The organism is Agrococcus sp. KRD186 (genome assembly GCF_017168255.1).
Lineage (GTDB): Bacteria > Actinomycetota > Actinomycetes > Actinomycetales > Microbacteriaceae > Agrococcus.
Genome location: NZ_JABFAP010000001.1, coordinates 1,326,947 through 1,352,962, shown reverse-complemented (window position 1 = coordinate 1,352,962; position 26,016 = coordinate 1,326,947). Strand labels below are relative to the sequence as shown.

The following is a 26,016-nucleotide window of genomic DNA, read 5'->3' as shown; positions in this document are numbered from 1 at the left end:
GTCGACATCGGCATCGCGTAGGAATCGCATGGGTTCGGGTGCCACGCTGGGCGTCATGACGAACCCGTACGACAGCGTGCCGAACCCCATGCAGCGGCAGCCGCAGCAGCCCTACCCTCAGCAGTACCAGCAGCCGGGCCAGCAGCCAGGCCAGCAGCCAGGCCAGCAGCCAGGCCAGCAGTCTGGCCAACAGCCGGGCGAGCAGCCTGGCGTGCAGCCGCCACGGCCATATCAGCAGCACTGGCAGCAGGCGTCTGCGCCGCAGATGAGCGCACCCGCGGCGCAGCAGGCGAGCGCACCGGCTGCCACGCAAGCGCTGCAGGCGCCGCGGCCGCGCCGCCGCACCGGCCTGGTCGTGACCTCGGTCGTCGCCGCCTGCCTGCTGGGCGGCGCGGCCGGCTTCGGCGGTGGCGTGCTGGCGCTGAACCAGCAGCAGCCGCAGACGCAGTCCGCCCCCGGCGGCGACGGCTCGGACCAGGACGGCACCTCTGCAGAGGCCGTCTCCGACCCGGGCACCGTCGCCGACGTCGCTGCCGCTGCCGGCCCATCCGTCGTCACCGTGCAGGCGGTCTCGCGCAACGGCTCCGGCGAGGGCTCCGGCGTGGCCGTCGCAGAGGGCGGCTACATCGTCACGAACAACCACGTGGTCACCCTCGACGGCCAGAGCGCCGACGCGCAGATCACGGTCGAGACCAGCGACGGCCGGCTGCTCGCCGCCGAGGTGGTCGGCACCGACCCGATCGTCGACCTTGCCGTCATCAAGGTCGACGCCGATCTGCCCGTGATCACCTTCGCCTCCAGCGACGACGTGCGCGTGGGCGACACCGCGATCGCGATCGGCGCGCCGCTGGGCCTGTCGAACTCGGTCACCGACGGCATCGTCTCCGCCGCCGACCGCGGTCTGCGCATCGCCTCGAGCGCCGCGCCGCAGGACGCCGACCAGCAGCAGTCGCAGCAGTCGCCGTTCGGCTTCTGGCAGCAGAACGGCGCGCAGGCCGCGCCGCAGGAGATCTCCATCCCGGTCGTGCAGACGGATGCGTCGATCAACCCGGGCAACTCGGGCGGCGCCCTGCTGAACGCATCCGGGCAGCTGATGGGCGTCAACGTGGCGATCGCCAGCATGGGCGCGTCGGAGGGCGAGACGGCCGGCTCGATCGGCATCGGCTTCGCGATCGAGGCGAACCTCGTGCAGCGTGTCGTCGAGGAGCTCATCGCGACCGGCGAGGCGACCCACGGCCTGCTCGGCGCCACCGTCAGCGACGTGACCGACGCCTCCGTCGGCACCGTCGGCGCCCAGGTGCAGGAGATCAGCGACGGCGGCGCTGCCGCCGAGGCGGGCCTGCAGGCAGGCGATGTGATCACGCAGATCGACGGGCAGCCCGTCACCGGTGCGGTCGACGCCACCGCGCAGGTGCGCTCGCACGCCGCCGGCAGCGAGGTCACCGTCATCTACCAGCGCGACGGTCAGGAGTCAGAGGCGCAGGTGACGCTCGGCGCCCTCAGCTAGCCGCGCGCGGGTCGTCCCTCGGCGCGTCGTCCGGTGCATCCTGCACCGGCGGCGCGCCGTTCGGCTGCTCGGGCGCGTCGTCCTGCGCGCCACGGCGAGCACGGAAGCGCCGCAGGCCGCCGCCGAGCCCCTCGCGCTCGATCTCGCGCGCCTCGCGGATGCGGGAGCCGAGGCTGGGCTGCACCTCCTTGATGCGCGGGGCGAGGTTGGCGTCGAACTGCGACGGGGCGGGGCCGAAGGCCTCCCGCGCCGCCTTCACGACCCGTCGGCCGAGGACGTTGTTGCCCACCCCGCCGATGACGGCCCCGATGCCGAAGGGCATGGCACGGCCGACCATCGACGCGCCCGTGTTGCGCGCCATGCGGCGCAGGAACGCGCGCCGCATGAAGTCGATGACCTGGCCCATCGCGCCCGCCGGCATCGCCGACGTCACCAGGCGCCCCCAGTACGCGTTGCCGCTGCCGCCGCGGCCCATCGCCTGCTCCGCGGCGCGCTGGACGAGCGACTGCCCGCCCGTGCCCAGCATGAGACCCATCACGAGCGCCTTCGCGCGTTGCTCGTCTTCCACCGCGATGCCGTGCACCTCGGTGACGGCCTGGCCGAAGAAGGCGCTGGCCTCGAGGAAGCCGACGGTCTCGGCGACCGTGAGCCCGAGCGCGGCGGCGGTGCCGATGCCGGGCACGACCGCCGTCGCTCCGACGGCGGCGCCGCCGGAGGAGACGGCGGCGAGGTACTGCCTCTCGAGCCGCCTGATCATCTGCTCGGGCGTGAGGTGCGGATGCTTGCGGCGCAGCGAGCGCAGGTGGTTGACGACCAGCGGCCGCTGCACGCCCAGGATGCCCTCGAGCGTCTTCATCAGCCAGCCGAGGTCCTCGTTCGCTTCCAGTTCACCCATCGATCTCCCCCTCCTCGTCGTGGGATCATGGTGCCATGACGACCACGCCATCACCTGAGACTTCCGGACCGGGCACCATCGGCGCCGGCGGCGGCACCGACGTGCTCGACCGCGAGCTCGAGCAGCTGCTCAACGAGGAGTCGGTCGAGGACGGCGACCACGACCGCTTCTCGCACTACGTGAAGAAGGAGAAGATCCTGCAGTCGGCGCTGTCGGGCAAGCCCGTCCGCGCGCTGTGCGGCAAGAAGTGGACGCCGGGTCGCGACCCGGAGAAGTTCCCCGTCTGCCCCACCTGCAAGGACATCTACGAGAAGATGCGCGACAAGTAACGCGGTGGACCCCAGCGCCGTGGCCCGTCTCGGGCCACGGTTCGCTCAGCGGAAGACGGTCGGGATCGCCGGCTCGCCGCGCGCCAGGCGGTGCGCGTCGGCCGGCAGCTCGGCCACCGACGCCGCGTGGCGCTCGCGCGCCGCCTCGACGCCGGCGGCGCCCAGCCACTGCGCATCGATCTCGCCGCCCGTGACCAGCGGCACCTGCAGCGAGCGGCCGCGAGCGGCCGACTCGGCTGCAACGGTGCCGTCGGCGCTCAGCAGCACCGTCTCCTCGACGGCGATGCCGTCCTCGAGCGTGCGCACGGCGACCTTCTCGCCGCCCTTCGAGGCCTTGTTCTCGGAGTACTTGGCGACGCCCACCCACTCGCCGTCGTTGCCCTGGCGGGCGACCAGCTTGTAGACCATGCCCGCCGCCGGTGCGCCCGAGCCCGTGACGACGCTCGTGCCGACACCATACGCATCCACGGGGCTCGCCTGCAGGCCCGCGATGGCGTACTCGTCCAGGTCGCTGGTGACGGTGATGCGGGTACCGGTGGCGCCGAGCGAGTCGAGCAGCGCACGGGCCTCGCCCGCCACCTCCGCCAGATCGCCCGAGTCGAGACGGATGCCGCCGAGGCCGGGGCCCGCGACCTCGATGGCGGTGCGGATGCCCTGCTCGACGTCGTAGGTGTCGACCAGCAGCGTCGTCTCGACCCCCAGCACGTCGATCTGCGCCTGGAAGGCGGCCGCCTCGGAGTCGTGCAGCAGCGTGAAGGAGTGCGCGGCGGTGCCCATGGTGGGGATGCCCCAGCGAGCGCCGGCGGCCAGGTTCGAGGTGGCCGAGAAGCCGGCGATGTAGGCGGCGCGGGCGGCGGCCACGGCGGCCTCCTCGTTCGCGCGGCGTGAGCCCATCTCGGCGATCGGGCGGCCCTTGGCGGCGCGTGCCATGCGGGTGGCGGCGTTGGCGACCGCCGAGTCGTAGTTCAGCACCGACAGCGCGACGGTCTCCAGCATCACCGCCTCGGCGAACGAGCCCTCGACCACGAGGATCGGGGAGCCGGGGAAGTACAGCTCGCCCTCGGCGTAGCCCCGGATCTCGCCCGTGAAGCGGTAGTCGGCGAGCCAGTCGATGAGCTCGTCGGAGACCACCTCGTTGCTGCGCAGGTAGGCGAGCTCGGCCTCGCCGAAGCGGAACTCGGCGAGCCGCTCGAGGAAGCGGCCGGTGCCGGCGACGACGCCGTAGCGGCGCGCGCCGGGCAGGCGGCGGGCGAACAGCTCGAAGACGGAGGGCCGGAACGCGGTGCCGCTGCGCATGGCGGCATCGATCATCGTCAGCTCGTAGCGGTCGGTCATGAGCGCGGTGTCGGTCACGCGCGCCAGCCTATGACGAGCGGATGCGCTGCGTCGCCCCGGGCGGGCGCGTGCGGGTAGCGTTGCCGGGTGCCGAATCGAGCGAGAGCGCTGCCCGAGGGCGTCGAGCTGCGCCAGCCGACGCCCGCCGACGCGCCCGCCTGGGCGATGTTTCTGGTCGAGGAGCAGCAGCGCACCTACGCGGGCCGACTGCCCCAGGACTTCGGCGTGCGCGGGCTGGCGCAGGCGAACGTCGTCGGGCTCGCGCGGGCCTTCGGCGACCCTGCCAGGCGCGAGGCGGTGCGGCAGGTCGCCTGGCAGGGCGACCGGATCGTCGGCATCGCCGCCACCAGCGCGGCGCCTGCGGCATGGGAGCAGGAGCTGGGCCTCGTGCCGCCGCCCGCAGGTCGCGAGCTCGACCGGCTGTACGTGCACGCGGAGATGCACGGCAGCGGCCTCGGCGCCGCGCTGTTCGACGCGGTCGTCGACGAGCGCCCGCACTACCTCTGGCTCATCGACGGCAACGACCGCGCTGCCCGGTTCTACGAGCGGCGCGGCTTCCGTCACCTCGACGAGCAGGTCGAGACCGGCCCGACCTGGGGCAGCATCCCGATGCACCGGATGCTCAGGGACTGACTACCCCAGCAAGCCCTGCTCCTCGAGCCATGCCTGAGCGATGTCGGCTGCCGGGGACTGCTCCTCGACGCTCTGGCGGTTGAGGCCGATGAGCGCCTCCGCCGTCAGTGCCGCGCTCACCTCGTCGATCGTCGCCTGCGCCTCGGCGTCGACACGGTCACTCGCGATCGGCACCACGTTCGAGGCGAGGAAGAGGCCCTCGGTGTCCTCGAGCACGACCAGGTCGTTCTGCGCGATCGTCGGGTCGGCGGTGTAGACGATGGCGAGCTGGATGTCGCCGTCCTGCAGCGCCTGGATCGTGAGCGGGCCGCCGCCATCCTCGATGGGGGTGAAGCCCACCTCGATGCCGTACACGTCGGCGAGGCCCTGCGGTCCGTTCGGGCGCGTCTCCGCCTCGGAGTTCGCGCCCATCGTGAGCGGCCCCTCGACGTTCGCCAGGTCGGCGACGGTGGTCAGGTCGTTCGCCTCGGCGAACTCGCGCGTGACCACGTAGGAATCCTGGTCGGTCGCCGGCGCCTGCTCGAGGATCGTGAGGCCCTCGGGAGCGGCCCCGACCAGCGCGTCGAAGACCTCGTCGCTCGTGCGCTCGGCGGGCTCGTCCTCCCAGTACTGCAGCAGCGGCCCGGTGTACTCGGGGAAGAGGTCGATCGCGCCCGACTCGATCTCGGGCATGTACACCTCGCGCTGGCCGATGCGCAGCTGACGGTCGACGCGCACGCCGTCCGCCTCCAGCGCCTGGGCGTAGAGCTCGGCGATGATCTCGTTCGAGTAGTAGTCCTGCGAGCCGACGACCAGCGTGGTGCTGTCGCCCTCGGCGGGCGGTGCGGAGTCTCCCTCGTCGAGCGGGTCGGCGCTCGAGCAGCCGGCGAGCAGCGCGGCGGCGGTGCCCACTGCGGCGATGGTGAGTCCGGTGCGGCGCAAGCGCGCCGTGCGACCTGGGGTGATGTTCATGCTGCGATCCTCTCTCGCGCACCTGAGTGCGCACGGTGCTGGTGTCCGTTGTGGGGTTCGGCGCGGCGGGTCGCCGCGGATTGGACGAGCTGGAAGCACAGCTCGACAATGAGCGCGAGCAGCGCCACGAGGATGGACGCGCCGAGCATCATGTCGTACTGCTGCGTCTTCATGCCTGTGAAGAGGGGCCTGCCGAGCCCGGTGTCGGAGATGTAGGCGGCGAGCGTCGCGGTGGAGATCACCTGCAGCGCCGCCGAGCGCAGGCCGCCGATGATGACGGGCGCGGCGAGCGGCAGCTCGACCCCGGTGAGGATCTGCCGCTCGGTCAGCCCGATCGCCCGCGCCGCGCCGACGGTCGCGCGGTCGACCGACTCGACGCCGGCGTAGGCGCCGGCCAGCACAGGCGGCAGCGCCAGCACCAGCAGCGCCAGGAACGGCGCCTCGAGCCCGATGCCGAGCCACAGGCCGAAGATCGTCAGCAGGCCGAGCGTCGGCAGCGCCCGCGCGCCGCCCGTGATCGCGATGATCGCGCCTCGGCCGCGGCCGGTGTGCCCGATCAGGGTGCCGACCGGGATGCCGATGGCGGCCGCCACCAGCACGACGACAGCCGAGAAGCCCAGGTGCTCGAGGATGCGCATGCCGAGCGCGTTCTCGCCCTGCCAGTTGACGGGGTCGAGCAGCCACTGCACCGCCTCGATGAGCAGGTTCATGCGCGGCTCACCGCCCGCTGCCAGGGCATCGCCCAGCGCGCGGCGAGCACGCAGAGGGCATCGAGCGCGAACGCGACGACGACGGTGAGCACGATGCCGGTGATGATGGAGGCGTCGATGTTGCGCTGGAAGCCGTCGGTGAACAGCGTGCCGAGGCTCGAGATGCCGATGACGGCGCCGACCGTCACGAGGCTGACGGTCGAGACCGTCACCACTCGCAGCGACGACAGCAGCACCGGGCCGGCCAGCGGCAGCTCGACCTTCCAGAACATGCCCCAGCGGGAGTGCCCGGTCGCCGCGGCCGCCAACCGCACGTCCTGCGGGACGGACGAGAACGCATCCGCCGCACCGCGCACGAGCAGGGCGCAGCCGTACAGCGTCAGCGCGGTGATCATGGTCGCGGGGGAGCGCAGCGAGAAGCCGAACACCGCGGGGACGATGATGAACAGCGGCAGCGAGGGGATCGCGTAGAGCAGGCCGGTGCCGGTGAGCAGCGGCGTGCGCCAGCGCGGGCTGCCGGCCGCGAGGCGCCCGAGCGGCACCGAGATGATGAGGCTCAGCAGGATGGGTGGGATCGACAGCACCAGGTGGTCGGCCAGCAGCTGGCCGACGATGTGCAGGTTCTGGCTGAGCCAGTTCACAGGACTGGGCCCGTCACCGCTCGAGCACGCCGGTGGGGCGATCGTCGCCGTCGACGACGACGCTGCGGCCGTCGACCTCGCGGATGCGCAGGGTGCGCTGGGCGGTGCCGGCACCCACGAAGTCGGAGACGAAGTCGTCCGCCGGATTCGCGAGGATCTCGGCCGGCGCGCCCCGCTGCGCGATCTCGGCGCCGGTGCGCAGCACCACCACCTCGTCGCCGAGCGCGAACGCCTCGTCGATGTCGTGCGTGACGAACACGATGGTCTTGCCGATGTCGGCCTGCAGCGCGCGCATCTCGGCCTGCAGCTGGTCGCGCACGATCGGGTCGACGGCGCCGAAGGGCTCGTCCATCAGCAGGATGTTCGGGTCGGCGGCGAGCGCGCGGGCGACACCGACGCGCTGCTGCTGGCCGCCGGAGAGCTGCGCGGGGTAGCGGTCGGCGAGCGCCGTGTCGAGACCGACGCGCTCGAGCAGACCCAGCGCATCCGCCCTCGCCTGCCGGCGGCTGCGACCCTCGAGCACCGGCACCGTGGCGACGTTGTCTGCGACGGTGCGGTGCGGGAGCAGGCCGCCGGCCTGGAGGACGTAGCCGATCGAGCGGCGCAGCTTCACGCGATCCATCGAGCGCACGTCGACGCCGTCGATCGAGACCGTGCCGCTGGAGGGCTCGACCATGCGGTTGACCATGCGCAGCAGCGTCGTCTTGCCGCTGCCGGAGGAGCCCACCAGGGCGACCACGCGGTGCGAGGGGACGATCAGGCTGAAGCGCTCGACGGCCACGGTGCCGTCGGGATACTCCTTGTGCACGGCGTCGAACTCGATCACGCGGGGCTCCTCCCGGTCGCCGGGTGCCGACACTACCGGGTGCGCCTGACCTCGGTGCGGGGGGTGACCGCGAGCGGGCGCGACTAGGCTTGCCGTCGTGCAGCGCCCGATCGGAGTCTTCGACAGCGGTGTCGGCGGGCTCACCGTGGCGCGCGCGATCATCGACCAGCTGCCTGCCGAGTCGATCACCTACATCGGCGACACCGCGAACGGGCCCTACGGACCGCGCGAGCAGGACGACGTGCGGCACCTGGCGCTCGACGTGCTCGACACGCTCGTCGCCCAGGGTGTGAAGATGCTCGTGATCGCCTGCAACACCGCCTCAGCCGCGACCTTCGACATCGCGCGCGAGCGCTACGAGGCCGGCATGGGCATCCCCGTCGTCGAGGTCATCCACCCTGCCGTGCGGGCGGCCGTGGCGCAGAGCCGATCCGGCCGCATCGGCGTGATCGGCACCGCCGGCACCATCGGCTCCGGCGCCTACCAGCGCGCGTTCGCGGAGGCCGGTGTGCCGCACGTGGCCGCGGCGGCGGCCCCGCGCTTCGTGGAGTTCGTCGAGTCGGGCGTCACCACCGGCGACGAGGTGCTCGAGGCCGCGCATCGCTACCTCGAGCCGCTGCTGGCCGAGGATCTCGACACGGTCGTGCTCGGCTGCACCCACTACCCGCTGCTGGCGGGCGCGATCGGCTACGTCGCCGGCGCCGACGTGCGGCTGGTCTCGAGCGCCGAGGAGACCGCGGCCGACGTCTACCGCATCCTCAGCGACCGCGGCATGCTGGCGCCGACGAGAGCGGCCCCCACCTACGAGTTCGAGGCCACCACCGAGGCGCAGGAGCCGTTCCTGCGGCTCGCCCGGCGCTTCCTCGGGCCGGAGGTCACCCACGTGGAGTTCCATCAGACCGGGGTCATCACCCTGCCCGGTCGCACCGACTGAAGGAGACGGCATTGGCTGCAGCAGGCATCACGCGCAAGGACGGCAGGCAGCTCGACCAGCTGCGCGAGGTCACCATCGAGCGAGGGTGGAGCCAGCAGGCCGAGGGGAGCGCCCTCATCTCCTTCGGCGGCACGCGCGTGCTGTGCACCGCATCCGTCATGCCCACCGTGCCCCGCTGGATGTCGGGCAAGGGCAAGGGCTGGGTGACCGCCGAGTACTCGATGCTGCCGCGCTCGACGAACGAGCGGATGGATCGCGAGAGCGTGCGCGGCAAGGTGGGCGGCCGCACGCACGAGATCTCGCGCCTGATCGGCCGCTCGCTGCGGGCGGGCGTCGACATGAAGGCGCTCGGCGAGCTCTCGATCGCGGTCGACTGCGACGTGCTGCAGGCCGACGGCGGCACCCGCACGGCCGCGATCACCGGTGCCTACGTGGCGCTGGCCGACGCGATCGCCTGGGCGCAGGGCGAAGGGCGCGTGCCGAAGAGCGCCAAGCCGCTCATCGACTCGGTCGCCGCCGTCTCGGTCGGCATCGTCGACGGCGAGCCGATGCTCGATCTGGCCTACACCGAGGACGTGCGCGCCGGCACCGACATGAACGTCGTCGCCACCGGCCGCGGGCTGCTGATCGAGGTGCAGGGCACCGCAGAGGGCGCCCCCTTCGACCGCTCAGAGCTCGATCGGCTGCTCGACCTCGCGCTCGCGGGCACCGCGACGCTGACCGAGCTGCAGGCCGCGGCGCTCGCGGCTCCGCTGGGCGGCAGCGCATGAGCATCACCGGCTCGATGGGCCTCGATCTGGTCGGCGGCGGCCTGCAGGTGGTCGTCGCCACCCACAACGCGCACAAGGTCGAGGAGCTCGCGCGCATCCTCGCGCCGCTGCTGCCCGGCGTCGAGCTGCTGCCCTACGACGGCCCGGAGCCGGTCGAGGACGGCGAGAGCTTCGAGGCGAACGCGCTCATCAAGGCGCGCGCCGCCCACGCGCACACCGGACTGCCTGCGCTGGCCGACGACTCGGGCATCGAGGTGGACGCGCTCGGCGGCGCCCCCGGCATCCATTCGGCCCGCTACGCCGGCACCCGCGACGATCGCGACAACCTCGAGCTGCTGCTGGCCAACCTGGGCTCGTCCGCCGATCGCGCCGCGCAGTTCGTCTGCGCCGCCGCGTGGGTCGACGCCGACGGCGAGCTCGCCGTGCGCGGCGAGTGGAAGGGCGAGATAGCGGATGCGCCCCGTGGCGAGGGCGGGTTCGGGTACGACCCGATCTTCGTCCCGCACGACGGCGGGGGACGGGCCTCGGCGGAGCTCAGCCCCGCCGAGAAGGACGCGCTGAGCCACCGCCGGATCGCGTTCACGGCGCTCGCGGAGCGGATCCAGGCGGGCTGAGGCTCCACCTGGCCATCGCGCGGCGCGCTGCCGCGCATCCGACTGTCGTCCGCGTTGCGGTGCCAGGCGCGCGCGGCGGCTGCGTGCTGCCGGACGCGCGCTCCTAGTGGTGTGTCTCGCAAATAGTTAGACCGTAGCGGGTTATTCTGGAGTATGTCCGCTCCAGCCGCACCTCTGTCCGTCTCCGAGGAGCACCGCGAAGTGCTCGACCGCATCGCGAGGTCGCAGACGTCAGCGCATCGGGAGGTGGTCCGCGCCCAGGTGCTGCTGGATGCTGCGGACGGGGTCGGGAACAAGACGATCGCGGACGCTCGCGGCGTCAGCCCGGTCACGGTCCGCTCGTGGCGAGAGTCGTTCGAGGCCGAGGGGCTCGCGAACTGGGGCAAGGTCGCCCCCGGCCGGGGCCGGAAGCCGACGATCAGCGACGAGACGGTCGCGCAGGTGGTGGAGCTGTCGAAGACGCCGCCGAAGGGCAAGACGCATTGGTCGTGCCGGGACATGGCCAGGAAGGTCGGCATCAGCCCGGCCAGCGTGCAGCGGATCTGGTCGGAGCTGGGCATCAAGCCCCACCGGGTCGACACGTTCAAGGTCAGCAACGACCCACGGTTCTCGGAGAAGGTCGTCGATGTCGTGGGCCTGTATCTCGACCCTCCCGAGCAGGCGGTGGTGCTGTGCATGGACGAGAAGTCCCAGATCCAGGCGCTCGACCGGACCCAGCCGTCGTTGCCGATGGTCCCGGGGCGCGCCGGGACCATGACGCATGACTACAAGCGCAACGGCACCACCACGCTGTTCGCGGCGCTGGACGTGCTCAGCGGGAAGGTCATCGGGCAGTGCCTGCCCAAGCACCGGCACGAGGAGTTCCTGAAATTCCTCAAGACCATCGACCGTGAGGTCCCGAAGCACCTGCAGGTGCACCTGATCCTGGACAACTACGCCACCCACAAGCACCCTGCGGTCAAGCGCTGGCTGGAGAGTCACCGCAGGTTCCACCTGCACTTCACGCCCACCTCGGCCTCATGGCTCAACCAGGTCGAGCGCTGGTTCCGCGACCTGACCGAGCAGAACCTCCGACGCGGGATCTTCGGCTCCGTGCCGCAGCTGATCGCCAGCATCGAGGACTACCTCGAAGCCAGCAACGAGGACCCCAGGCCGTACGTCTGGACCGCCACGGCCGAATCGATCCTCGCGAAAGTCGCCCGCGCCCGCGCCACCCTCGATCGAGTAGTCAATCAAAACTGAGACAGACCACTAGCGGGAGTGTCTGGAGGCTGGACCCGTCCGAGATCCTGGGACCCGTTCTGGCGGGTCCGGCAATCCGGAACGGGTCCAGTCGCGTGCAGAGCGGGTCCAGCGATCTCCAACGGGTCCAGCGATCTCGAACGGGTCCAGCGATCTCGAACGGGTCCAGCGAACGCGAACGGGTCCAGCGAACGCGAACGGGTCCGCGGCTCCCGATCGGGCGCACGTCGCGTGGCCGCGGCAGCCCGTCCGGTGTGCTGGGCGGCTCGGACGGCGACATCGCGCAGGCGCTCACGATGGTCGCCTCGCTCGCTGGGCTGATGGCCGCGTTCTGGCTCGACATCTCGCCCGGCGGCGCCGTGGTGCTGACGCAGGGCCCCGCGTTCGGGCTAGCGTTGCTGTTCGGGCCCCGCCGGGGGGTCATCGTGCGATGGGCGAGAGCGAGGCGACATGCAGTCCACCGCGGCTGAGGACTACGTCAAGGCCATCTACCACCACACCGAGTGGCAGCCCGAGCCCGTGACGCCATCGCAGCTGGCGACGCGGCTGGGCCTGGCGAACTCGACCGTCACCGAGATGGTCAAGAAGCTCGCCGCCGCCGGCCTCGTGCACCACCGCCCCTACGGCGCCATCGAGCTGACCCGCAAGGGCTCGCTGCTGGCGGTGCGGCAGGTGCGCAGGCACCGCGTGGTCGAGACCTGGCTGGTCGAGCGGCACGGCTACGACTGGGACGAGGTGCACGACGAGGCGGAGATCCTCGAGCACGCGCTCAGCGACCGGCTGCTCGAGTCGATCGCCCGCTCGCTCGGCGATCCGGTGCGCGACCCGCATGGCGATCCGATCCCGGCGAGCGACGGCACGGTGACGAGACCGGATGCGGTGCTGCTGGCCGAGACGCGGGCGGGCCATGAGGGTGCCGTGGTGCGCATCTCCGACACCGACCCCGCCATGCTGCGGTTCCTCGCCGAGGCGGGCATCGCGCTCGACTCGGTGCTCACGGTGCTGGGGCAGAAGCCCTACTCGGGATCGATCCAGGTGCGCGCAGGCGGCGGCACGGTCGATCTCGGCCCGGAGGTCGCGCAGGCCGTCTGGCTCGCGACCTAGCCCTTCAGCGCTCCAGGCCGCTGTCGTCCCAGCCCGACAGGTCGAGCGTCTCGACGTCGCCGGTGGCGGTGCCGTCGCGGATCTCCTGCTCGACCTCGCGGCGCGACTGGATCGCGTGCCAGACGATGAAGCCGATCGCGATGACGACGACGCCGATCAGCACCAGGTCGATGTACTGGGTGACGAAGTCGGCGACGCCGGGGATGTGGGCGACGCCCCAGCCCAGCAGCGGCAGCCCCGCGCCCCACAGGAAGCCGCCGATGATGTCGAGCCGGAAGAACAGCGGCCACGGCATCTTGCCGACGCCAGCGGCGACCGGCATGAAGGTGCGCACGATGCCGATGAAGCGGGCGATGATGACCGCCGCGGCGCCGTAGCGCAGGAAGAAGCGGTTCGTGCGCTCGATCGTCCTGTGGGAGAAGAGGCCGGACGACTTCCGCTGGAAGATGGGCGGCCCGGCCTTCTTGCCGATGTAGTAGCCCAGCTGGTCGCCCGCGATCGCGCACGCGGCGATGCTGAGCATCACGAGCCAGATGGGCTGCGGGATGACGCCGGTGAACGAGAGCACCCCCGCGATCACCAGGAGCGTGTCGCCCGGCAGCAGGAAGCCGACGAGCAGCCCCGTCTCGACGAACACGATCGCGCACACCAGCAGCAGCGCCCAGGGCCCGGCGCTCGTGATCAGTCCCTCGATGTCGATGAGGAACGCTGCTGGCAGCGGATGCACGCGTGTGCTCCTTCGCATGGTGCCGGTGTTCGAGCGCGGATGCGCTATGTGCGGGAGAGGGGACTTGAACCCCTACGCCACGAGGGCACAAGGACCTAAACCTTGCGTGTCTGCCGATTCCACCACTCCCGCGTGTGGGGCTTCAGAATAGCGTCGCCCGCCGACAGTCGCGCCCAGGTTTCGCCTCGGGTTCTGACAGGCTTGGGCGCATGCAGCCGCGCGCGCTCGTCACCGGGGCCTCGGCGGGCCTGGGCGCCGAGTTCACGAGGCAGCTCGCCGCCGACGGGCTCGCGCTCGTGCTGGTCGCCCGCGATGCCGAGCGGCTCGAGCGGCTCGCCGCCGAGCTGCGATCGACGCGGGCGATCGAGGTCGAGGTGCTGCCCGCCGATCTCACCGACCCGGCCGACCTCGAACGCGTCGCTGCCCGCCTGGCCCAGGCGACGCATCCGATCGACGTGCTGATCAACAACGCCGGCTTCGCCGTCGCCGAGCCCTTCCACGCATCCGCCATCGACGACGAGCGGCGCATGCACGAGCTGCTCTCGTGGGTGCCGCTGCGGCTCGCGCACGCGGCGCTGCCGGGCATGCGCGAGCGCGGCCGCGGCGGCATCCTGAACGTCGCGAGCCTCGCGGGGCGGCTGCCGAGCGGCTCGTACGCGGCGGCGAAGTCGCAGGTGATCACGCTCTCGCGCGCGCTCCACGCCCGCTACCACCGCGACGGCATCACCGTCACGGCGCTGCTGCCGGGCTTCGTGCCGACCGAGTTCCACGACCGCATGGGCATCTCGCCCGATGTCGTGCCGCGGGCGGGGTGGGCGGATGCGTCCACAGTCGTCCGTGAGGGCCTGCGTGCGCTGCGCAGACGGCGGGGCGTGGTGGTGAGCGACTGGCGCTACCGGCTGGCGGCGCCGATCATCCCGCTCGTGCCCGACCGGCTGATCGCCGGCGTCGGGCTCGGCAGGCGCATCGAGCGCTGACGGGGCGATCAACGACGCCGATCGCTCCCGAGCGCTGACGGGGCGATCAACGACGCCGATCGCTCCCGGCCGCCACGGGTGCCGTGCTGTGGCATCGTCGGGTGCGAGCGAAGGAGCAGCACATGCCAGAGTCGATCGGTGCAGAGTCCATCGGTGCAGAGACGATCGGCGCGGAGACGATCGGCGCAGAGACGATCGGCGCGGAGACGATCGGTGCGGAGACGATCGCCGTGCTCGGCGCGGGCATCATGGGGGCGGGCATCGCGCGCGTCTTCGGCCGGGCTGGGCACGAGGTGCGCGTCTTCGACGTCGATGCCGCGACCGCGACCCGCGCTGCCGACTCGGCCGGCGCATCCGCCCACGACAGCGTCGAGCGCGCCGTCGACGGCGCGACCATCGTGCTCGAGGCCGCGCCAGAGCGGCTCGAGCTCAAGCGCGAGCTCATCGCGCAGGTCGAGGCGGCGAACGCCACGGCGATCATCGCCTCGAACACCTCGTCGATCGCCCCGGATGCGCTGGCGGCCGGCATGCGGGACCCCTCGCGGCTCGTGATCGCCCATTTCTTCAACCCCGCCGACGCCGTGCCGCTCGTCGAGGTGGTGCCCGGGCCGGCGACGCCGCAGGCGACCGTCGACCGGATGGTGGCGCTGCTGACCGCGGCAGGCAAGACGGTGGTGCCGCTCGCGCAGCAGGTCGAGGGCTTCATCGCGAACCGGTTGCAGGCCGCGCTCTACCGCGAGGCGATGCACCTGGTCGAGCTCGGCGTCGCGAGCCCCGAGCAGGTCGACGCGACGGTCACCGCGGGCCTCGGGCCGCGCTGGGCGCTCGCGGGCCCGTTCGAGATCATGGATCTCGGCGGGCTCGACGTGTGGACCAGCGTGACCGACGGCGTCTTCCCGAGCCTGGGGGACGCATCCGCCGCCCCCGGCATGCTGCGAGAGCGCGTCGAGCGGGGCGAGCTGGGCGCGAAGACCGGCGCTGGCTTCCTGCCGCGCGACGCTGATGCGGCAACGACGTTCGCCCGCCGGCTCTCCGCGCTCATCGCGGCGCGGGCGGCGATCGACTGAGGCCAGGGTCACACCTGGCGCCCCCGTCGGCGTCGTGCCACGGTGGAGGGCATGACCGACACGAGCGGAACGCAGACCAGCACCGGCGGCGCGACCGAACCCATCCGCGCCATCTACTTCAACGGCACGCTGACGCCCTCGCCGGGCGAGAGCCACACCGACCTGCTCATCGAGGCCAGCGCCGGCATCCTGCGCCAGCAGGGCGTCGAGGTCGACGTGGTGCGCGCGGTCGACCACGCGATCGCCCCTGGCGTGCAGCCCGACATGACCGAGCACGACGCGAGCGAGGATGCCTGGCCGGCGCTCTGGCAGCTGGTGCTGCGCGCCGACATCATCGTGCTCGCCACCCCCATCTGGCTCGGCGACGCCTCGAGCGTGACGCGCCGCGTGATCGAGCGGCTCTACAGCGAGTCGGGCGAGCTCAACGACCAGGGCCAGTCGATCTTCACTGGCAAGGTCGGCGGATGCCTCGTGGGCGGCAACGAGGACGGCATGAAGCACGTGGCGCGCGAGGCCCTCTACGCGCTGCAGCACGTCGGCTGCACGATCCCGCCGCAGGCCGACGCCGGCTGGGTGGGGGAGGCGGGCCCCGGCCCGAGCTACGGGGACGAGCTCGACGACGGCTCGCACGCCGGCGCCGACAACGACTTCACCAAGCGCAACGTGACGATCATGGCGTGGAACCTGCTGCACCTCGCGCGCATGCTGCGCGGCGGCATCCCCAGCGAGGGCAACGACCGCAACGCGTGGGAGCGGGGTGAGCGGTTCGGGTTCCAGAACCCGGAGTACCGGTGACGGATGCGGGACGCGGACGATGTGGGCGGCAGGCGGGAAGCTCGGCGCGTGAGCGTCGTCGACTGGCTGCTGGATGCCGACCCTGCGATCCGCTGGCAGGTGATGGCCGACCTGCTCGATGAGGGTCCGGATGCGGTGGCGCGCGAGCGCGCGCGGGTCGCGACCGAGGGCTGGGGCGCGGCGCTGCTGGACGCCCGCGGCGACGACGGGCAGTGGGCGGGCGGCGCGCACTTCCCGAAGGCGCAGCCGGCGCTTTCCGGCCAGCCCTGGACCTCCACCGCCCACGTGCTGACGGAGCTGCGGCTGCTGGGTGTCGACCCGGCGGATGCGCGGGTGCGGGAGGCCGTCGCCGACGTCAAGCGCGTCACCCGCTGGGAGTACGACGACGAGCCGTTCTTCGAGGGCGAGGTCGAGCCGTGCATCAACGCGGCGCTCGTGACGAACGCGGTCTACTACGGCGAGGTCGACGACCGGATCGTCGAGCGGCTGCTGGGGGAGCGGATGGCCGACGGCGGCTGGAACTGCGACCAGGAGCGAGGCTCGGTGCGCTCGTCGTTCGACACCACGATCGGCGTGCTCGAGGCGCTCGCGGCCTACGAGCGCGTCTGCGCCGCGCGCGGCGCGATCGACGTGCACCGGGTGCGCGAGGCACGCGCGAGCGGCGAGGCGTACCTGCTGGAGCGCGACCTGCTGCGGCGGAAGTCCACCGGCGAGATCCCGAAGGTCACCTACACGCAGTTCGCGTTCCCGCCCCGGCACGAGTACGACGCGCTGCGCGCGCTCGAGCACTTCCGGCTGGTCGGCGCGGTGCCCGACGAGCGCATGCGCGAGGCGATCGACCTCGTGCACGCCAAGCGCGGTGAGGACGGCCGCTGGCCGCTCGATGTCGTCCACGGCGGCGACGCGGTGAACGACTACGGCAGCGCCGGCGAGCCGAACCGCTGGATCACGCTCAGGGCCCTGCGCGTGCTGCGCTGGGCGGGCCACCCGATCCGGGGCTGAGCGGCGCTGCCAGGAAGGTTCTGGCGATCGGGACCAGAATCGCATCGGGCAGTGTTGCATCAGAGGACGCCGCACCCTGCGACGTCAGCACGCTGCCGCACCAGCAACGTGTGGCACCAGCACGAGTGAGGAGCACGCATCATGACCAGCGGCATCGACGACACCGGAGAGATCACCCGCGACCCCGGCACCGAGACCGCCGTCCTGGCGGGCGGCTGCTTCTGGGGGCTCGACGACCTCATCCGCCGGCAGCCGGGGGTGCTCGACACCCGCGCCGGCTACACCGGCGGCGACAACGACCACGCCACCTACCGCAACCACCCGGGCCACGCGGAGGCGGTCGAGATCGTCTTCGACCCCGCGCAGACGAGCTACCGCGACATCCTGGCGTTCTTCTTCCAGGTGCACGACCCGTCGACGCTCAACCGGCAGGGCAACGACATCGGCACGAGCTACCGCTCGGCCATCTTCCCGCTCACGCCCGAGCAGGAGCGCGTCGCTCGCGACACGATCGCGGATGTCGACGCCTCGGGGCTGTGGCCGGCCAGGGCGGTCACGACGATCGAGCCGGCCGGCCCGTTCTGGGAGGCCGAGCCCGAGCACCAGGACTACCTGGTCGACAACCCGAACGGCTACACCTGCCACTTCGTGCGACCCGGCTGGGTGCTGCCGGAGCGAGGCTCCGCGAGCGCCTGAGGCGCCCTCAGCGCGGCTGCGCCGGCTCGGCGACCGGGCGGCGCAGCGCGCCGGGCAGGCATGCCAGCGCGACCACCGCGATCGCGCCGGCCAGCGCCGTGAACGCGCCGGCGTGGCCGAGCTGCCCGATCACCCAGCCGAGGCCGAAGGCGCCGACGCCCACGCCGCCGTCGTAGCCGATGTTCCAGATGGTGCTGGCGGTGCCGCTGCGGGCGGGGCCGAACACGCGCATCGTGACGACGAAGGAATCGTTCTGGGCGGCGCCGAAGGCGGTGCCGATCAGCCCGGCGCCGAGCACGAGCGCCCAGGCGGGGCCCTGCAGCGACGCCGCGACCAGCAGCGTGCCCAGAGCAGCCGCTGCAGCGGTGGGCACCAGCAGGCGGCCGCTGCCCATCCGATCGGCGACCGCGCCGGCGCCCAGCCGGCCCAGCACGATGCCGGCGGAGGCGGCCAGCAGCGCGAGCGCGGCGACGGCGGTCGCCGGGCCGGACAGCGGCAGGAAGGTGGAGGCCGCGCCGAACGACGCCGCTGTGGCCAGGAACAGCGCGAGGGCCGGCGCGACCCGCCGCATGTCCTTGCCCGAGACCGCCTGGAACGCGCCGTGTGAGCCGCGCGGCAGCATCCACGCCAGCACCGCACCCAGCAGCCCCGCCGCGCCGGTGACGATGAACACGACCGGGAAGCCCCAGGCGTCGGCCGCCCAGACGCCGCCCGCGAGCGCGATCAGGTTCGGCAGCGCACCGGCGACGCCGTAGTAGGAGGCCGCGCGGGCGAGCTTCCCCGGCGCGGCGACGTCGGCGATCAGGGTGGCGCCGGCGACCACGACCAGCGCGAAGCCGATGCCGCGCACGACCGTGAGCAGCAGGATCGGGCCGGCATCGTTCGAGAGCATGTAGAGCGGCGCGGGGCCACCCAGCAGCGCGGCGCCGAGGATCATCATCGCGCGCAGCGACAGCAGCCGGAACACCCAGGGCGCGGCGAGCTGCGTCGCGACCGTCGCGGCCATCATGATGCCGGTCGTGCTGCCGACCGCGGCGCTGCCGAGACCGCCGGCCGAGGCCCACAGCGGCACGACGGCGAGCAGGCCCGCGAAGTTGGCCAGCGCCAGGAAGGTGGTCGTCAGCAGCACGGCGAGTCCGCGCGAGCGGGCGGCAGGCGCATCGCGCGGGGGAGTCTGCTCGCTGGCGGCCATCGCACCAGCCTCCGCCAGCGGGAGCGTCCGGTCAATTCGGGCTGTGGACAACTTCTGCGGGCACCGCTCGGGTTCGGTTCTACTTGCTCCCATGCGCCAAGCCGTCGCCGAGATCACCGCGAACGTGCGGGCCAAGGTGCGGCGCGACGGCGTCGACCTGTCAGGCCAGGGCGATCTCGCCGAGCGCTACGTGCGCGATGCGGTGCGCTCCTACGCCGAGCGCTCCCTGGGCGGCAGCATGCCGATGCTGCCGGATGAGCGGCAGGCCGAGCGCGACGTGCTCGCCGCGGTCTCCGGCTACGGCCCGCTGCAGCCCTACCTCGACGACCCCGAGATCGAGGAGCTCTGGGTCAATCAGGGCTCGCGCGTCTTCTGCGCCCGCGGGGGAGTCAGCGAGCAGCTGCCGCTGCGGCTCACCGAGGCTGAGGTGCGCGACCTCGTCGAGCGGATGCTCTCGACCACCGGGCGGCGCGTCGACCTGAGCACGCCGTTCGTCGACGCGTCGCTGCCCGACGGCTCGCGCCTGCACGTGGCCAGCGGCGACGTGGCCCGCGGCGCGACGAGCCTGAACATCCGCAAGTTCGCCCGGCGGCTCTCGTCGCTGTCGGCGCTCGTCGAGCGCGGCGCGATGAGCCAGCAGGCCGCCGCCTTCCTCAAGCACGCGGTGGTCGCGGGCTGCAACATCCTGGTCTCCGGCCCCACGCATGCGGGCAAGACCACGCTGCTCAATGCCCTCCTGGCGGCGGTCCGTCCCGGCGAGCGCGTCGTGACCGTCGAGGAGACCTTCGAGCTCGACCCTCCGGTCGACGACATCGTCGGGCTCCAGTGCCGGCAGCCGTCGCTCGAGGGCACCGGCGAGATCTCGTTGCGGCGGCTCGTGAAGGAATCGCTGCGCATGCGCCCCGACCGGCTGGTCGTGGGTGAGGTGCGCGAGGCGGAGGCGCTCGACCTGCTGGTGGCGCTCAACTGCGGGGTGAGCGGCATGTGCTCGATCCATGCCAACTCGGCGCGCGACGCCCTCGGCAAGCTCACCACCCTGCCGCTGCTGGCCGGGCGCAACATCGATTCGGGCTTCGTCGTGCCGACGGTCGCGCAGTGCATCGACCTGGTCGTGCACCTCGCGATCGATGCCCGCGGCAACCGCCAGGTGATCGAGATCCTTGCGCCCACGGGGCAGGCGACCGCGGGCGTCATCGAGGCGTCCAGCCTGTTCGCGATGCGCGACGGGCTGCTCGAGCCGACGGGCTCCCATCCGGCCCGCACGGCCAAGTTCGCTGCGGTCGGCGTCGACGCTGCGGCATTGCTCGCCCGGGGCAGCGCGTGACCTGGCTGCTCGGCGCAGTGCTCGGCCTCGGCGTGGTGCTGGCAGTGAGCCCGTGGCTGTGGCCGCGCTCGCGGCGATCCGAGGAGCCGCGGCCGCGCACGGCGCTGCTCGATCGCCTCACGCAGGCGGGCCTGTTCGGGCTGCCGCCGCTCGCCCTCGCCGCGGTCTCGCTGCTGGTGGGTGTGCTCGCAGCGGGCATCGCCCTCGCCTTCGTGCCGGTGGTCGCGGTCGCGGCCGCCGCGTTCGTCGTCGGTGCCGCCGTCCCCGTGATCGCGGTGCGCTGGCGCGCCAAGCGGCGACGCAGGGCGCAGGCCGCCGTCTGGCCCGACGTCGTCGACCACCTGGTCTCGGCCGTGCGCAGCGGGCTCGCGCTGCCGGATGCGGTGGCGCAGCTCGAGCACGCCGGCCCGGCGATCACGCGGCCGGCCTTCGCCGCCTATGCGGCCGACCACCGGGCCACGGGCTCGTTCGGGTACGCCCTCGACCGGCTCAAGGACCGCCTGGCTGACCCCGTCGGCGACCGCATCATCGAGACCCTGCGCATGGCCCGCGAGGTCGGCGGCACCGAGGTGACGACGGTGCTGCGCGAGCTCGCCGCCTACCTGCGCGTCGACCTGGCGACCCGCGGCGAGCTCGAGGCGCGGCAGACGTGGATCGTCAGCGCGGCCAGGCTCGGCGTCGCCGCTCCGTGGATCGTGCTCCTCATCCTCTCCACCAGACCCGAGGCCGCGCAGGCGTACAACGCGCCGGGCGGCATCGTGCTCATCACCGGCGGCGCGATCGTGACCTTCATCGCATACCGGGTGATGCTGCGCATCGGCACGCTGCCGACCGAGGCCAGGTGGTTCGCGTGAGCGCCGAGCTCGGTTGGAGCCTCATCCTGGGCGCAAGCCTGGGCTTCGGACTGTGGATGCTGGTGAGCCTCGTCCCGGTGCTGCGCCGTCCCCTGCTGCTGCACCGGGTGGCGCCCTACGTGCTCGACGTCTCCGCAGGCGCCCGCGACCTGATCGCGCGCCGCCGCGTTAGCCCGAGCCGCGTGCTCGGCGTCGTCGCGTCGCCGATCGGTGATCGCGTGGCGCCGGTCGTGCACGCGGTGCTCGGCGCGCCGGAGGGCATCCGTCGCCGGCTGCGGCAGGCGGCATCGGCCGAGACGGTCGGCGAGCTCCGCGGCCGCCAGCTGCGCTGGAGCGTGCTCTGCGGAGCCGTCGGGGCGGCGCTCGGGGTCGCGGGGGCTGTCCAGGGCGGGCATGTGGCGCTGCCGGCGGCGCTCGCGCTGCTGGGGGCGGCGATCGGGGCGCTCACGCTCGACTGGCTGCTGCAGCATCGCGCGAAGCGCCGGCTCGCGCGCATCTCGAGCGAGCTGCCCTCCATCCTGGAGTTCCTCTCGCTCAGCCTCGCCGCGGGCGAGGGGCTGGGGGATGCCCTGCGACGCGTGGGAGCCGCTGGGCACAGCGCGCTCGGCCGGGAGCTGTCGGGGGTGGTCGCCGACGCTGCCGCGGGCGCGAGCCTGTCGAGCGCGCTCGCGACGCTCGCCGACGAGCTCGATCACCCCGGCGTGACCCGCAGCGTCGACCAGATGCGCGGTGCGCTCGAGCGAGGCACACCGCTGTCGCAGACGCTGCAGGCTCAGGCGGTCGATGCGCGCGACGCGGCGAAGCGCGACCTGCTCGAGGCGGCGGGTCGCAAGGAGATCTCCATGCTCGTGCCACTGGTCTTTGGTTTGTTGCCGACGACCGTCGCGTTCGCACTGTGGCCGGGCATCCACGTCCTGCAAGTCGGATTCTGAAGGAGGAGCACATGTCGACGATCAGCCGACGATTCCAGCGCCTGGTCGGGCGCATCCACGACGAGGAGCGCGGAGACGTGCCCGGCTGGGTGCTCGTCACCCTGATGACCGCCGGACTGGTGATCGTGATCTGGACGGTCGCGGGGCCTGCGCTCACGGGCGTCTTCGAGCAGGCGATCGCGCGCGTCACGAGCTTCTGATGCGGCTGGCCGACGAGCGCGGCTCGGCGGTCGCCGAGTTCACGATGGTGGCAGGGCTGCTCGTCGTCCTCGTGCTCTCGGTCATGCAGCTCTCGCTGGCGCTGCACGTGCGGGCGACCGTCGCCGATGCGGCCGCCGAGGGTGCGCGCCACGCCTCATTGGTGGGGGCGGATGCGTCGGCCGGCGTCGTGCGCACCAGGCAGCTGATCACGATGGCGATCGGTGCCAGGTACGCCGAGCAGGTCTCGGCCTCGACCGCGACGGTCGCCGGGCTCGAGACGATCGAGATCCGCGTGGCCGCGCCGCTGCCCGTGTTCGGGCTGATCGGCCCGACGGCGCTGGAGGTGACCGGGCATGCGCCGGTCGAGACGCTGGGGTGAGCGATGGCCCGGCGTCGTCCGCGGCGTGCGTCGTCTCGCGGACGACTCCGGCTCCGCCTCGCTCGAGTTCCTCACCGTCGGCGTGCTGCTGCTCGTGCCGCTCGTCTACCTCGTGCTGACGCTCGGGCAGATCCAGCACGCGGTGCTCGGGCTCGAGGGCGGCGCACGCCATGCCGCGCGCACGATCGCGCAGGCGGACTCGCACGAGGCCGGCCTCGTGGCCGCCGACCGGGCGCTGCGCGTCGCGATGGCGGATGCGGGGCTCGCTGCCGAGCAGGTGGATGTCACCATCTCCTGCGCCCCCGATCCCGGCGCCTGCGACACCCCTCGAGGGACGGTGACGGTGCAGCTCGGCGCGACGGTGCCGCTGCCGTTCGCGCCGCCGGTGCTGCAGCTCGACGTGGGGCTGGGCGTGCCCGTCTCGGCGCAGGCGATGCAGCCGGTGTCGGCGTTCGGGGGAGCCCCGTGAGGCGGCTGCTGCGCAGGGTGCTGCGCGAGGAGGAGGGCTCGACGCTGCTGCTGACGATCGGCTTCGCCGCGCTCGCGCTGTCGCTGATCATCGCGGTCACCGCTGCGACGAGCATGCTCATCGAGCGGCGGCGGCTGTTCACCGTCGCCGATGGTGCGGCGCTCGCGGCGGCCGAGGCGTTCGCCCTCGAGCAGGTGCGCTTCGACGGCACCGCCGCCGCGCCCGAGCTCGCCGACGGCGCCGTCGATCGCGCGGCTGCCGCGTGGGCGTCGCGCGCCGGTGGCGACCTCGACGGCCTCCGCGTCGACGGTGCGGCGGCCGATGCCCGCAGCGCCACCGTCACCGTCTCCAGCGCGTGGCGGCCGCCGGTGGTCTCGCTGCTGCTGCCGGAGGGCATCCGGCTCGATGTCACCTCGACCGCTCGGGCGGTCTTCGTCGACTGAGGCGCGCCGCCCCGACCGTGCTGCGGAGCCGTGCTGCGCCGCTACGTGCCGCGCGGCTTCCGCGGCAGCCAGCGCAGCAGCATGCCGGCGCCGAACAGGCACAGCACCGTCAGCCCGCCCGCCGCCCACGTGATCGACGCGACCGAGATCAGCAGCGAGATCAGCAGCGGCGCGACCGCGCCGCCGGCGTCGGTCGTCAGCCGCCAGGCGCCCAGGAAGGGCGCCGGATTGCGGGGATCGGCGAGATCGGCGCCGAGCGTCATCAGGATGCCGGAGCCGAGGCCGTTGCCGAGCGCCATCACGATCGCGGCGATCCAGAACCACAGCACAGCGGCGTCGATGTCGTGCGTGAACGCCAGCAGCAGGAACGACAGCGCCATGAGCGCGAGCGAGGGCACCACGCTCCAGAGCCGACCGAAGCGATCCATCACCCAGCCCGAGATGAAGAAGAGCGCGAAGTCGACGCCTCCCGCGATGCCGATCACGAGGCCCGTCGTCACCCCGTCGAGCCCGATCGAGATCGCCCACAGCGGCAGCAGCACGTTGCGCGCCTGCCGCGCGAGCGCGAGCATCGCCGCGCCGATGCCGACGGTCGCGAGCGAGCGGGCGTTCTGCCGCACCACCTGCCAGATGCCGGTGCGCTCGGCCCGCAGCTCGATCACGCCCGTGGTCGCGGTGCTGTGCTCGAACACCGAGGACGGGTCCGGCAGCACGATCAGCACCACGATCGCGACGATCGTGCCGATCGCGCAGATCACCCAGACCGAGCCGAGCGCGAAGCCCAGCCCCAGCACCGCCGAGCCGATCAGCGGCCCCACGAACATGCCCATGCGGAAGATGCCGCCGAGCGTCGACAGCGCCCTGGCGCGGTAGCGCAGCGGCACGTAGGTGGTCATGAAGGCATGCCTGGCGAGCGCGAAGACCGCGTGCCCGAGCCCGAGCACGAAGATCGCGACCGCCAGCATCCACCACTCGGTCGAGAAGAACGCGATCACGAGCGCGACCAGCACCAGCAGACCGGCGCCGACCATGGTGGCCCGCTCGCCGAAGCGCGCGACCACCGTGCCGCCGGGCACGTCACCTGCCAACTGGCCGACGGTCAGCATCGCGGCCACCACGGCAGCCACCGCGAGCGAGGCGCCGAGCTCGCCGGCGATGAGCGGGATGTAGGGGATGACCGCGCCCTCGCCGATCGCGAACGCTGCGGTGGGCACGTACGCCGCGCCCGCCACCTTCCGCCACGGGAAGCGCTCCGACTGGTCGACTCCGCTCACAGGCAGAGCCTACGGCGGATGCGCCGGGTCGGCCGTGCGAGCGCGCGGGCTCGCGTCGGTAGGCTGGATGATCATGGCCGATCTCGACATCGCCGGCGACATCGCCGAGCTGCGCTCCACGTTCTTCGACATCAAGTCGGTGCTCGACGCCGAGCGACTGCAGGCAGACATCGAGCGGCTGTCGGAGGCCGCCGGCGCCCCCGACCTGTGGGACGACCCCGATGCGGCGCAGAAGGTCACCAGCGAGCTCAGCCACGCGCAGGCCGACCTCAAGCGCATCACCTCGATCGAGTCGCGCATCGACGACCTCGAGGTGCTCGTCCAGATGGCGAACGAGGAGGGCGACGAGGAGACGCAGCAGGAATCCCGCAAGGAGCTCAAGAGCCTGCAGAAGCTCATCTCCGAGCTCGAGGTGCGCACACTGCTCGACGGCGAGTTCGACCAGCTCCCCGCCGTCGTCACGATCCGCGCCGGCGCCGGCGGTGTGGACGCATCCGACTTCTCCGAGATGCTGCTGCGCATGTACCTGCGCTACGCCGAGCAGCACGGCATGCCCGTGAGCGTCTACGAGACGAGCTATGCGGAGGAGGCGGGCATCAAGTCTGCGTCGTTCGAGATCGATGCGCCCTACGCCTTCGGCAACCTGTCGGTCGAGGCGGGCACGCACCGCCTGGTGCGCATGAGCCCCTTCGGCGCCGCGGGCAAGCGCCAGACCTCGTTCGCGGCCGTCGAGGTCGTGCCGCTGTTCGAGCAGGTCGACGAGATCGAGATCCCCGAGAACGACATCCGGGTCGACGTCTTCCGCTCCTCCGGGCCGGGCGGCCAGAGCGTCAACACCACTGACTCCGCGGTGCGTCTCACGCACATCCCCACCGGCGTCGTGGTCTCGATGCAGAACGAGAAGAGCCAGATCCAGAACCGCGCCGCCGCGATGCGCGTGCTGCAGAGCCGGCTGATGCTGCTCAAGCGCGAGGAGGAGGCCGCCCGCAAGAAGGATCTCGCCGGCAACATCTCCGCCAGCTGGGGCGACCAGATGCGCTCCTACGTGCTCGCGCCCTACCAGATGGTGAAGGACCTCCGCACGCTGCACGAGGTCAACAACCCCTCGGCGGTCTTCGACGGCGACCTCGACGGCTTCATCGCCGCCGGCATCCGCTGGCGCAAGCGGCAGCAGCAGGAGTCCGACGACTAGG

General features: G+C 72.4%; 31 protein-coding genes and 1 tRNA gene. 22 read left to right on the top strand and 10 right to left on the bottom strand.

All coding sequences use genetic code 11. The features are described from left to right. Positions 1-28 precede the first annotated feature (28 nt). Complete coding sequence (locus tag J1M46_RS06525) at positions 29-1,507, top strand: S1C family serine protease (RefSeq protein WP_206447083.1); 1,479 nt, start codon at positions 29-31, stop codon at positions 1,505-1,507. Here J1M46_RS06525 and J1M46_RS06520 read toward each other — a convergent pair. Then, positions 1,500-2,402 carry a hypothetical protein gene (locus J1M46_RS06520; protein ID WP_206447082.1) on the bottom strand — a complete coding sequence of 301 codons (903 nt, stop codon included), beginning with the start codon at positions 2,400-2,402 and terminating at the stop codon, positions 1,500-1,502. The two genes, J1M46_RS06525 and J1M46_RS06520, sit on opposite strands and share 8 nt — an antisense overlap. Positions 2,403-2,437: 35 nt before the next feature. Here J1M46_RS06520 and J1M46_RS06515 point away from each other — a divergent pair, with 35 nt between their 5' ends. After that, positions 2,438-2,731 (top strand): DUF3039 domain-containing protein, encoded by a 294-nt coding sequence (locus J1M46_RS06515; protein WP_206447081.1) that lies wholly within the window; start codon positions 2,438-2,440, stop codon positions 2,729-2,731. 45 nt (positions 2,732-2,776) lie between these two features. Here J1M46_RS06515 and J1M46_RS06510 read toward each other — a convergent pair whose 3' ends face one another. Beyond that, the gene (locus tag J1M46_RS06510) at positions 2,777-4,066 is read right to left on the bottom strand and encodes a nicotinate phosphoribosyltransferase (protein WP_206448613.1); all 1,290 of its coding nucleotides are present in this window, start codon (positions 4,064-4,066) and stop codon (positions 2,777-2,779) included. An 87-nt stretch (positions 4,067-4,153) separates the two neighbouring features. Between J1M46_RS06510 and J1M46_RS06505 the strand changes: the two genes are divergently transcribed. Next, on the top strand, positions 4,154-4,699 hold the full coding sequence (locus tag J1M46_RS06505; RefSeq protein WP_206447080.1) for a GNAT family N-acetyltransferase: 546 nt from the start codon (positions 4,154-4,156) through the stop codon (positions 4,697-4,699). On the opposite strand, the gene J1M46_RS06500 is transcribed toward J1M46_RS06505, so the two are convergent. Genes J1M46_RS06500 through J1M46_RS06485 form a run of 4 tightly spaced genes read right to left on the bottom strand, consistent with a single transcriptional unit; the run spans position 4,700 to position 7,827 of the window. Further along, positions 4,700-5,650, bottom strand: a complete 951-nt coding sequence (locus J1M46_RS06500) for an ABC transporter substrate-binding protein (RefSeq protein WP_206447079.1) — start codon at positions 5,648-5,650, stop codon at positions 4,700-4,702. After that, positions 5,647-6,360, bottom strand: a complete 714-nt coding sequence (locus J1M46_RS06495) for an ABC transporter permease (protein WP_206447078.1) — start codon at positions 6,358-6,360, stop codon at positions 5,647-5,649. The genes J1M46_RS06500 and J1M46_RS06495 overlap by 4 nt, the downstream gene beginning before the upstream one ends. Continuing rightward, positions 6,357-7,001 carry an ABC transporter permease subunit gene (locus tag J1M46_RS06490; protein ID WP_206447077.1) on the bottom strand — a complete coding sequence of 215 codons (645 nt, stop codon included), beginning with the start codon at positions 6,999-7,001 and terminating at the stop codon, positions 6,357-6,359. The genes J1M46_RS06495 and J1M46_RS06490 overlap by 4 nt, the downstream gene beginning before the upstream one ends. A 13-nt stretch (positions 7,002-7,014) precedes the next feature. Beyond that, entirely contained in the window at positions 7,015-7,827 is an 813-nt protein-coding gene (locus J1M46_RS06485) for an ATP-binding cassette domain-containing protein (RefSeq protein WP_206447076.1), read from the bottom strand. Between the two features lie 97 nt (positions 7,828-7,924). On the opposite strand from J1M46_RS06485, the gene murI reads away from it, so the two are divergent. From murI to J1M46_RS06455, 6 genes are all read left to right on the top strand, one after another. Beyond that, a complete protein-coding gene (gene murI, locus J1M46_RS06480; RefSeq protein ID WP_206447075.1) occupies positions 7,925-8,761 on the top strand; it encodes a glutamate racemase in 837 nt (278 codons plus the stop codon). 11 nt (positions 8,762-8,772) lie between these two features. After that, positions 8,773-9,531, top strand: a complete 759-nt coding sequence (gene rph, locus J1M46_RS06475) for a ribonuclease PH (protein WP_241249042.1) — start codon at positions 8,773-8,775, stop codon at positions 9,529-9,531. Further along, positions 9,528-10,145 (top strand): RdgB/HAM1 family non-canonical purine NTP pyrophosphatase, encoded by a 618-nt coding sequence (gene rdgB / locus J1M46_RS06470; RefSeq protein ID WP_241249041.1) that lies wholly within the window; start codon positions 9,528-9,530, stop codon positions 10,143-10,145. Before rph ends, rdgB begins: the two co-directional genes overlap by 4 nt. A gap of 153 nt (positions 10,146-10,298) precedes the next feature. Continuing rightward, entirely contained in the window at positions 10,299-11,387 is a 1,089-nt protein-coding gene (locus tag J1M46_RS06465; RefSeq protein ID WP_206447074.1) for an IS630 family transposase, read from the top strand. A 254-nt stretch (positions 11,388-11,641) separates the two neighbouring features. Beyond that, positions 11,642-11,857, top strand: coding sequence for a hypothetical protein (locus J1M46_RS06460; RefSeq protein ID WP_206447073.1), 216 nt, complete (start codon positions 11,642-11,644; stop codon positions 11,855-11,857). Continuing rightward, positions 11,838-12,491 (top strand): metal-dependent transcriptional regulator, encoded by a 654-nt coding sequence (locus J1M46_RS06455; protein WP_206447072.1) that lies wholly within the window; start codon positions 11,838-11,840, stop codon positions 12,489-12,491. Before J1M46_RS06460 ends, J1M46_RS06455 begins: the two co-directional genes overlap by 20 nt. A gap of 4 nt (positions 12,492-12,495) precedes the next feature. On the opposite strand, the gene J1M46_RS06450 is transcribed toward J1M46_RS06455, so the two are convergent. Further along, a complete protein-coding gene (locus tag J1M46_RS06450; protein WP_206447071.1) occupies positions 12,496-13,218 on the bottom strand; it encodes a VTT domain-containing protein in 723 nt (240 codons plus the stop codon). A 49-nt stretch (positions 13,219-13,267) separates the two neighbouring features. Next, positions 13,268-13,350: transfer RNA gene (locus J1M46_RS06445), tRNA-Leu, on the bottom strand. A 77-nt stretch (positions 13,351-13,427) separates the two neighbouring features. Here J1M46_RS06445 and J1M46_RS06440 point away from each other — a divergent pair. The 5 genes from J1M46_RS06440 (at position 13,428) to msrA (ending at position 17,755) form a co-directional block, all read left to right on the top strand. Continuing rightward, positions 13,428-14,195 (top strand): SDR family NAD(P)-dependent oxidoreductase, encoded by a 768-nt coding sequence (locus J1M46_RS06440; protein WP_206447070.1) that lies wholly within the window; start codon positions 13,428-13,430, stop codon positions 14,193-14,195. A gap of 122 nt (positions 14,196-14,317) precedes the next feature. Beyond that, positions 14,318-15,262 (top strand): 3-hydroxyacyl-CoA dehydrogenase family protein, encoded by a 945-nt coding sequence (locus J1M46_RS06435; RefSeq protein WP_206447069.1) that lies wholly within the window; start codon positions 14,318-14,320, stop codon positions 15,260-15,262. Between the two features lie 51 nt (positions 15,263-15,313). Further along, positions 15,314-16,057: a flavodoxin family protein gene (locus tag J1M46_RS06430; RefSeq protein WP_206447068.1), complete on the top strand. Its 744-nt coding sequence runs from the start codon at positions 15,314-15,316 to the stop codon at positions 16,055-16,057. A gap of 48 nt (positions 16,058-16,105) precedes the next feature. Continuing rightward, complete coding sequence (locus tag J1M46_RS06425) at positions 16,106-17,059, top strand: hypothetical protein (RefSeq protein ID WP_342384299.1); 954 nt, start codon at positions 16,106-16,108, stop codon at positions 17,057-17,059. A 141-nt stretch (positions 17,060-17,200) separates the two neighbouring features. Beyond that, positions 17,201-17,755, top strand: a complete 555-nt coding sequence (msrA, locus tag J1M46_RS06420; protein WP_206447066.1) for a peptide-methionine (S)-S-oxide reductase MsrA — start codon at positions 17,201-17,203, stop codon at positions 17,753-17,755. Positions 17,756-17,762: 7 nt separating this feature from the next. Here msrA and J1M46_RS06415 read toward each other — a convergent pair whose 3' ends face one another. Further along, positions 17,763-18,947, bottom strand: coding sequence for an MFS transporter (locus J1M46_RS06415; protein WP_206447065.1), 1,185 nt, complete (start codon positions 18,945-18,947; stop codon positions 17,763-17,765). A gap of 91 nt (positions 18,948-19,038) precedes the next feature. Here J1M46_RS06415 and J1M46_RS06410 point away from each other — a divergent pair, with 91 nt between their 5' ends. Genes J1M46_RS06410 through J1M46_RS06380 form a run of 7 tightly spaced genes read left to right on the top strand, consistent with a single transcriptional unit; the run spans position 19,039 to position 23,549 of the window. Then, the gene (locus J1M46_RS06410) at positions 19,039-20,271 is read left to right on the top strand and encodes a CpaF family protein (protein ID WP_206447064.1); all 1,233 of its coding nucleotides are present in this window, start codon (positions 19,039-19,041) and stop codon (positions 20,269-20,271) included. Beyond that, complete coding sequence (locus J1M46_RS06405; RefSeq protein WP_206447063.1) at positions 20,268-21,125, top strand: type II secretion system F family protein; 858 nt, start codon at positions 20,268-20,270, stop codon at positions 21,123-21,125. Before J1M46_RS06410 ends, J1M46_RS06405 begins: the two co-directional genes overlap by 4 nt. After that, positions 21,122-22,057: a type II secretion system F family protein gene (locus tag J1M46_RS06400; protein ID WP_342384298.1), complete on the top strand. Its 936-nt coding sequence runs from the start codon at positions 21,122-21,124 to the stop codon at positions 22,055-22,057. The genes J1M46_RS06405 and J1M46_RS06400 overlap by 4 nt, the downstream gene beginning before the upstream one ends. A gap of 11 nt (positions 22,058-22,068) precedes the next feature. After that, on the top strand, positions 22,069-22,257 hold the full coding sequence (locus tag J1M46_RS06395; protein ID WP_206447062.1) for a hypothetical protein: 189 nt from the start codon (positions 22,069-22,071) through the stop codon (positions 22,255-22,257). Next, the gene (locus tag J1M46_RS06390; RefSeq protein WP_241249040.1) at positions 22,257-22,637 is read left to right on the top strand and encodes a TadE/TadG family type IV pilus assembly protein; all 381 of its coding nucleotides are present in this window, start codon (positions 22,257-22,259) and stop codon (positions 22,635-22,637) included. Before J1M46_RS06395 ends, J1M46_RS06390 begins: the two co-directional genes overlap by 1 nt. Positions 22,638-22,662: 25 nt before the next feature. After that, positions 22,663-23,106 (top strand): hypothetical protein, encoded by a 444-nt coding sequence (locus tag J1M46_RS06385; protein ID WP_206447061.1) that lies wholly within the window; start codon positions 22,663-22,665, stop codon positions 23,104-23,106. Further along, positions 23,103-23,549, top strand: a complete 447-nt coding sequence (locus J1M46_RS06380) for a pilus assembly protein TadG-related protein (RefSeq protein ID WP_206447060.1) — start codon at positions 23,103-23,105, stop codon at positions 23,547-23,549. The genes J1M46_RS06385 and J1M46_RS06380 overlap by 4 nt, the downstream gene beginning before the upstream one ends. Positions 23,550-23,590: 41 nt before the next feature. On the opposite strand, the gene J1M46_RS06375 is transcribed toward J1M46_RS06380, so the two are convergent. After that, on the bottom strand, positions 23,591-24,823 hold the full coding sequence (locus tag J1M46_RS06375; protein ID WP_206447059.1) for an MFS transporter: 1,233 nt from the start codon (positions 24,821-24,823) through the stop codon (positions 23,591-23,593). Between the two features lie 73 nt (positions 24,824-24,896). Here J1M46_RS06375 and prfB point away from each other — a divergent pair, with 73 nt between their 5' ends. Further along, positions 24,897-26,015 (top strand): peptide chain release factor 2, encoded by a 1,119-nt coding sequence (gene prfB, locus J1M46_RS06370; RefSeq protein ID WP_206447058.1) that lies wholly within the window; start codon positions 24,897-24,899, stop codon positions 26,013-26,015. The last annotated feature ends 1 nt before the right edge of the window (position 26,016 follow it).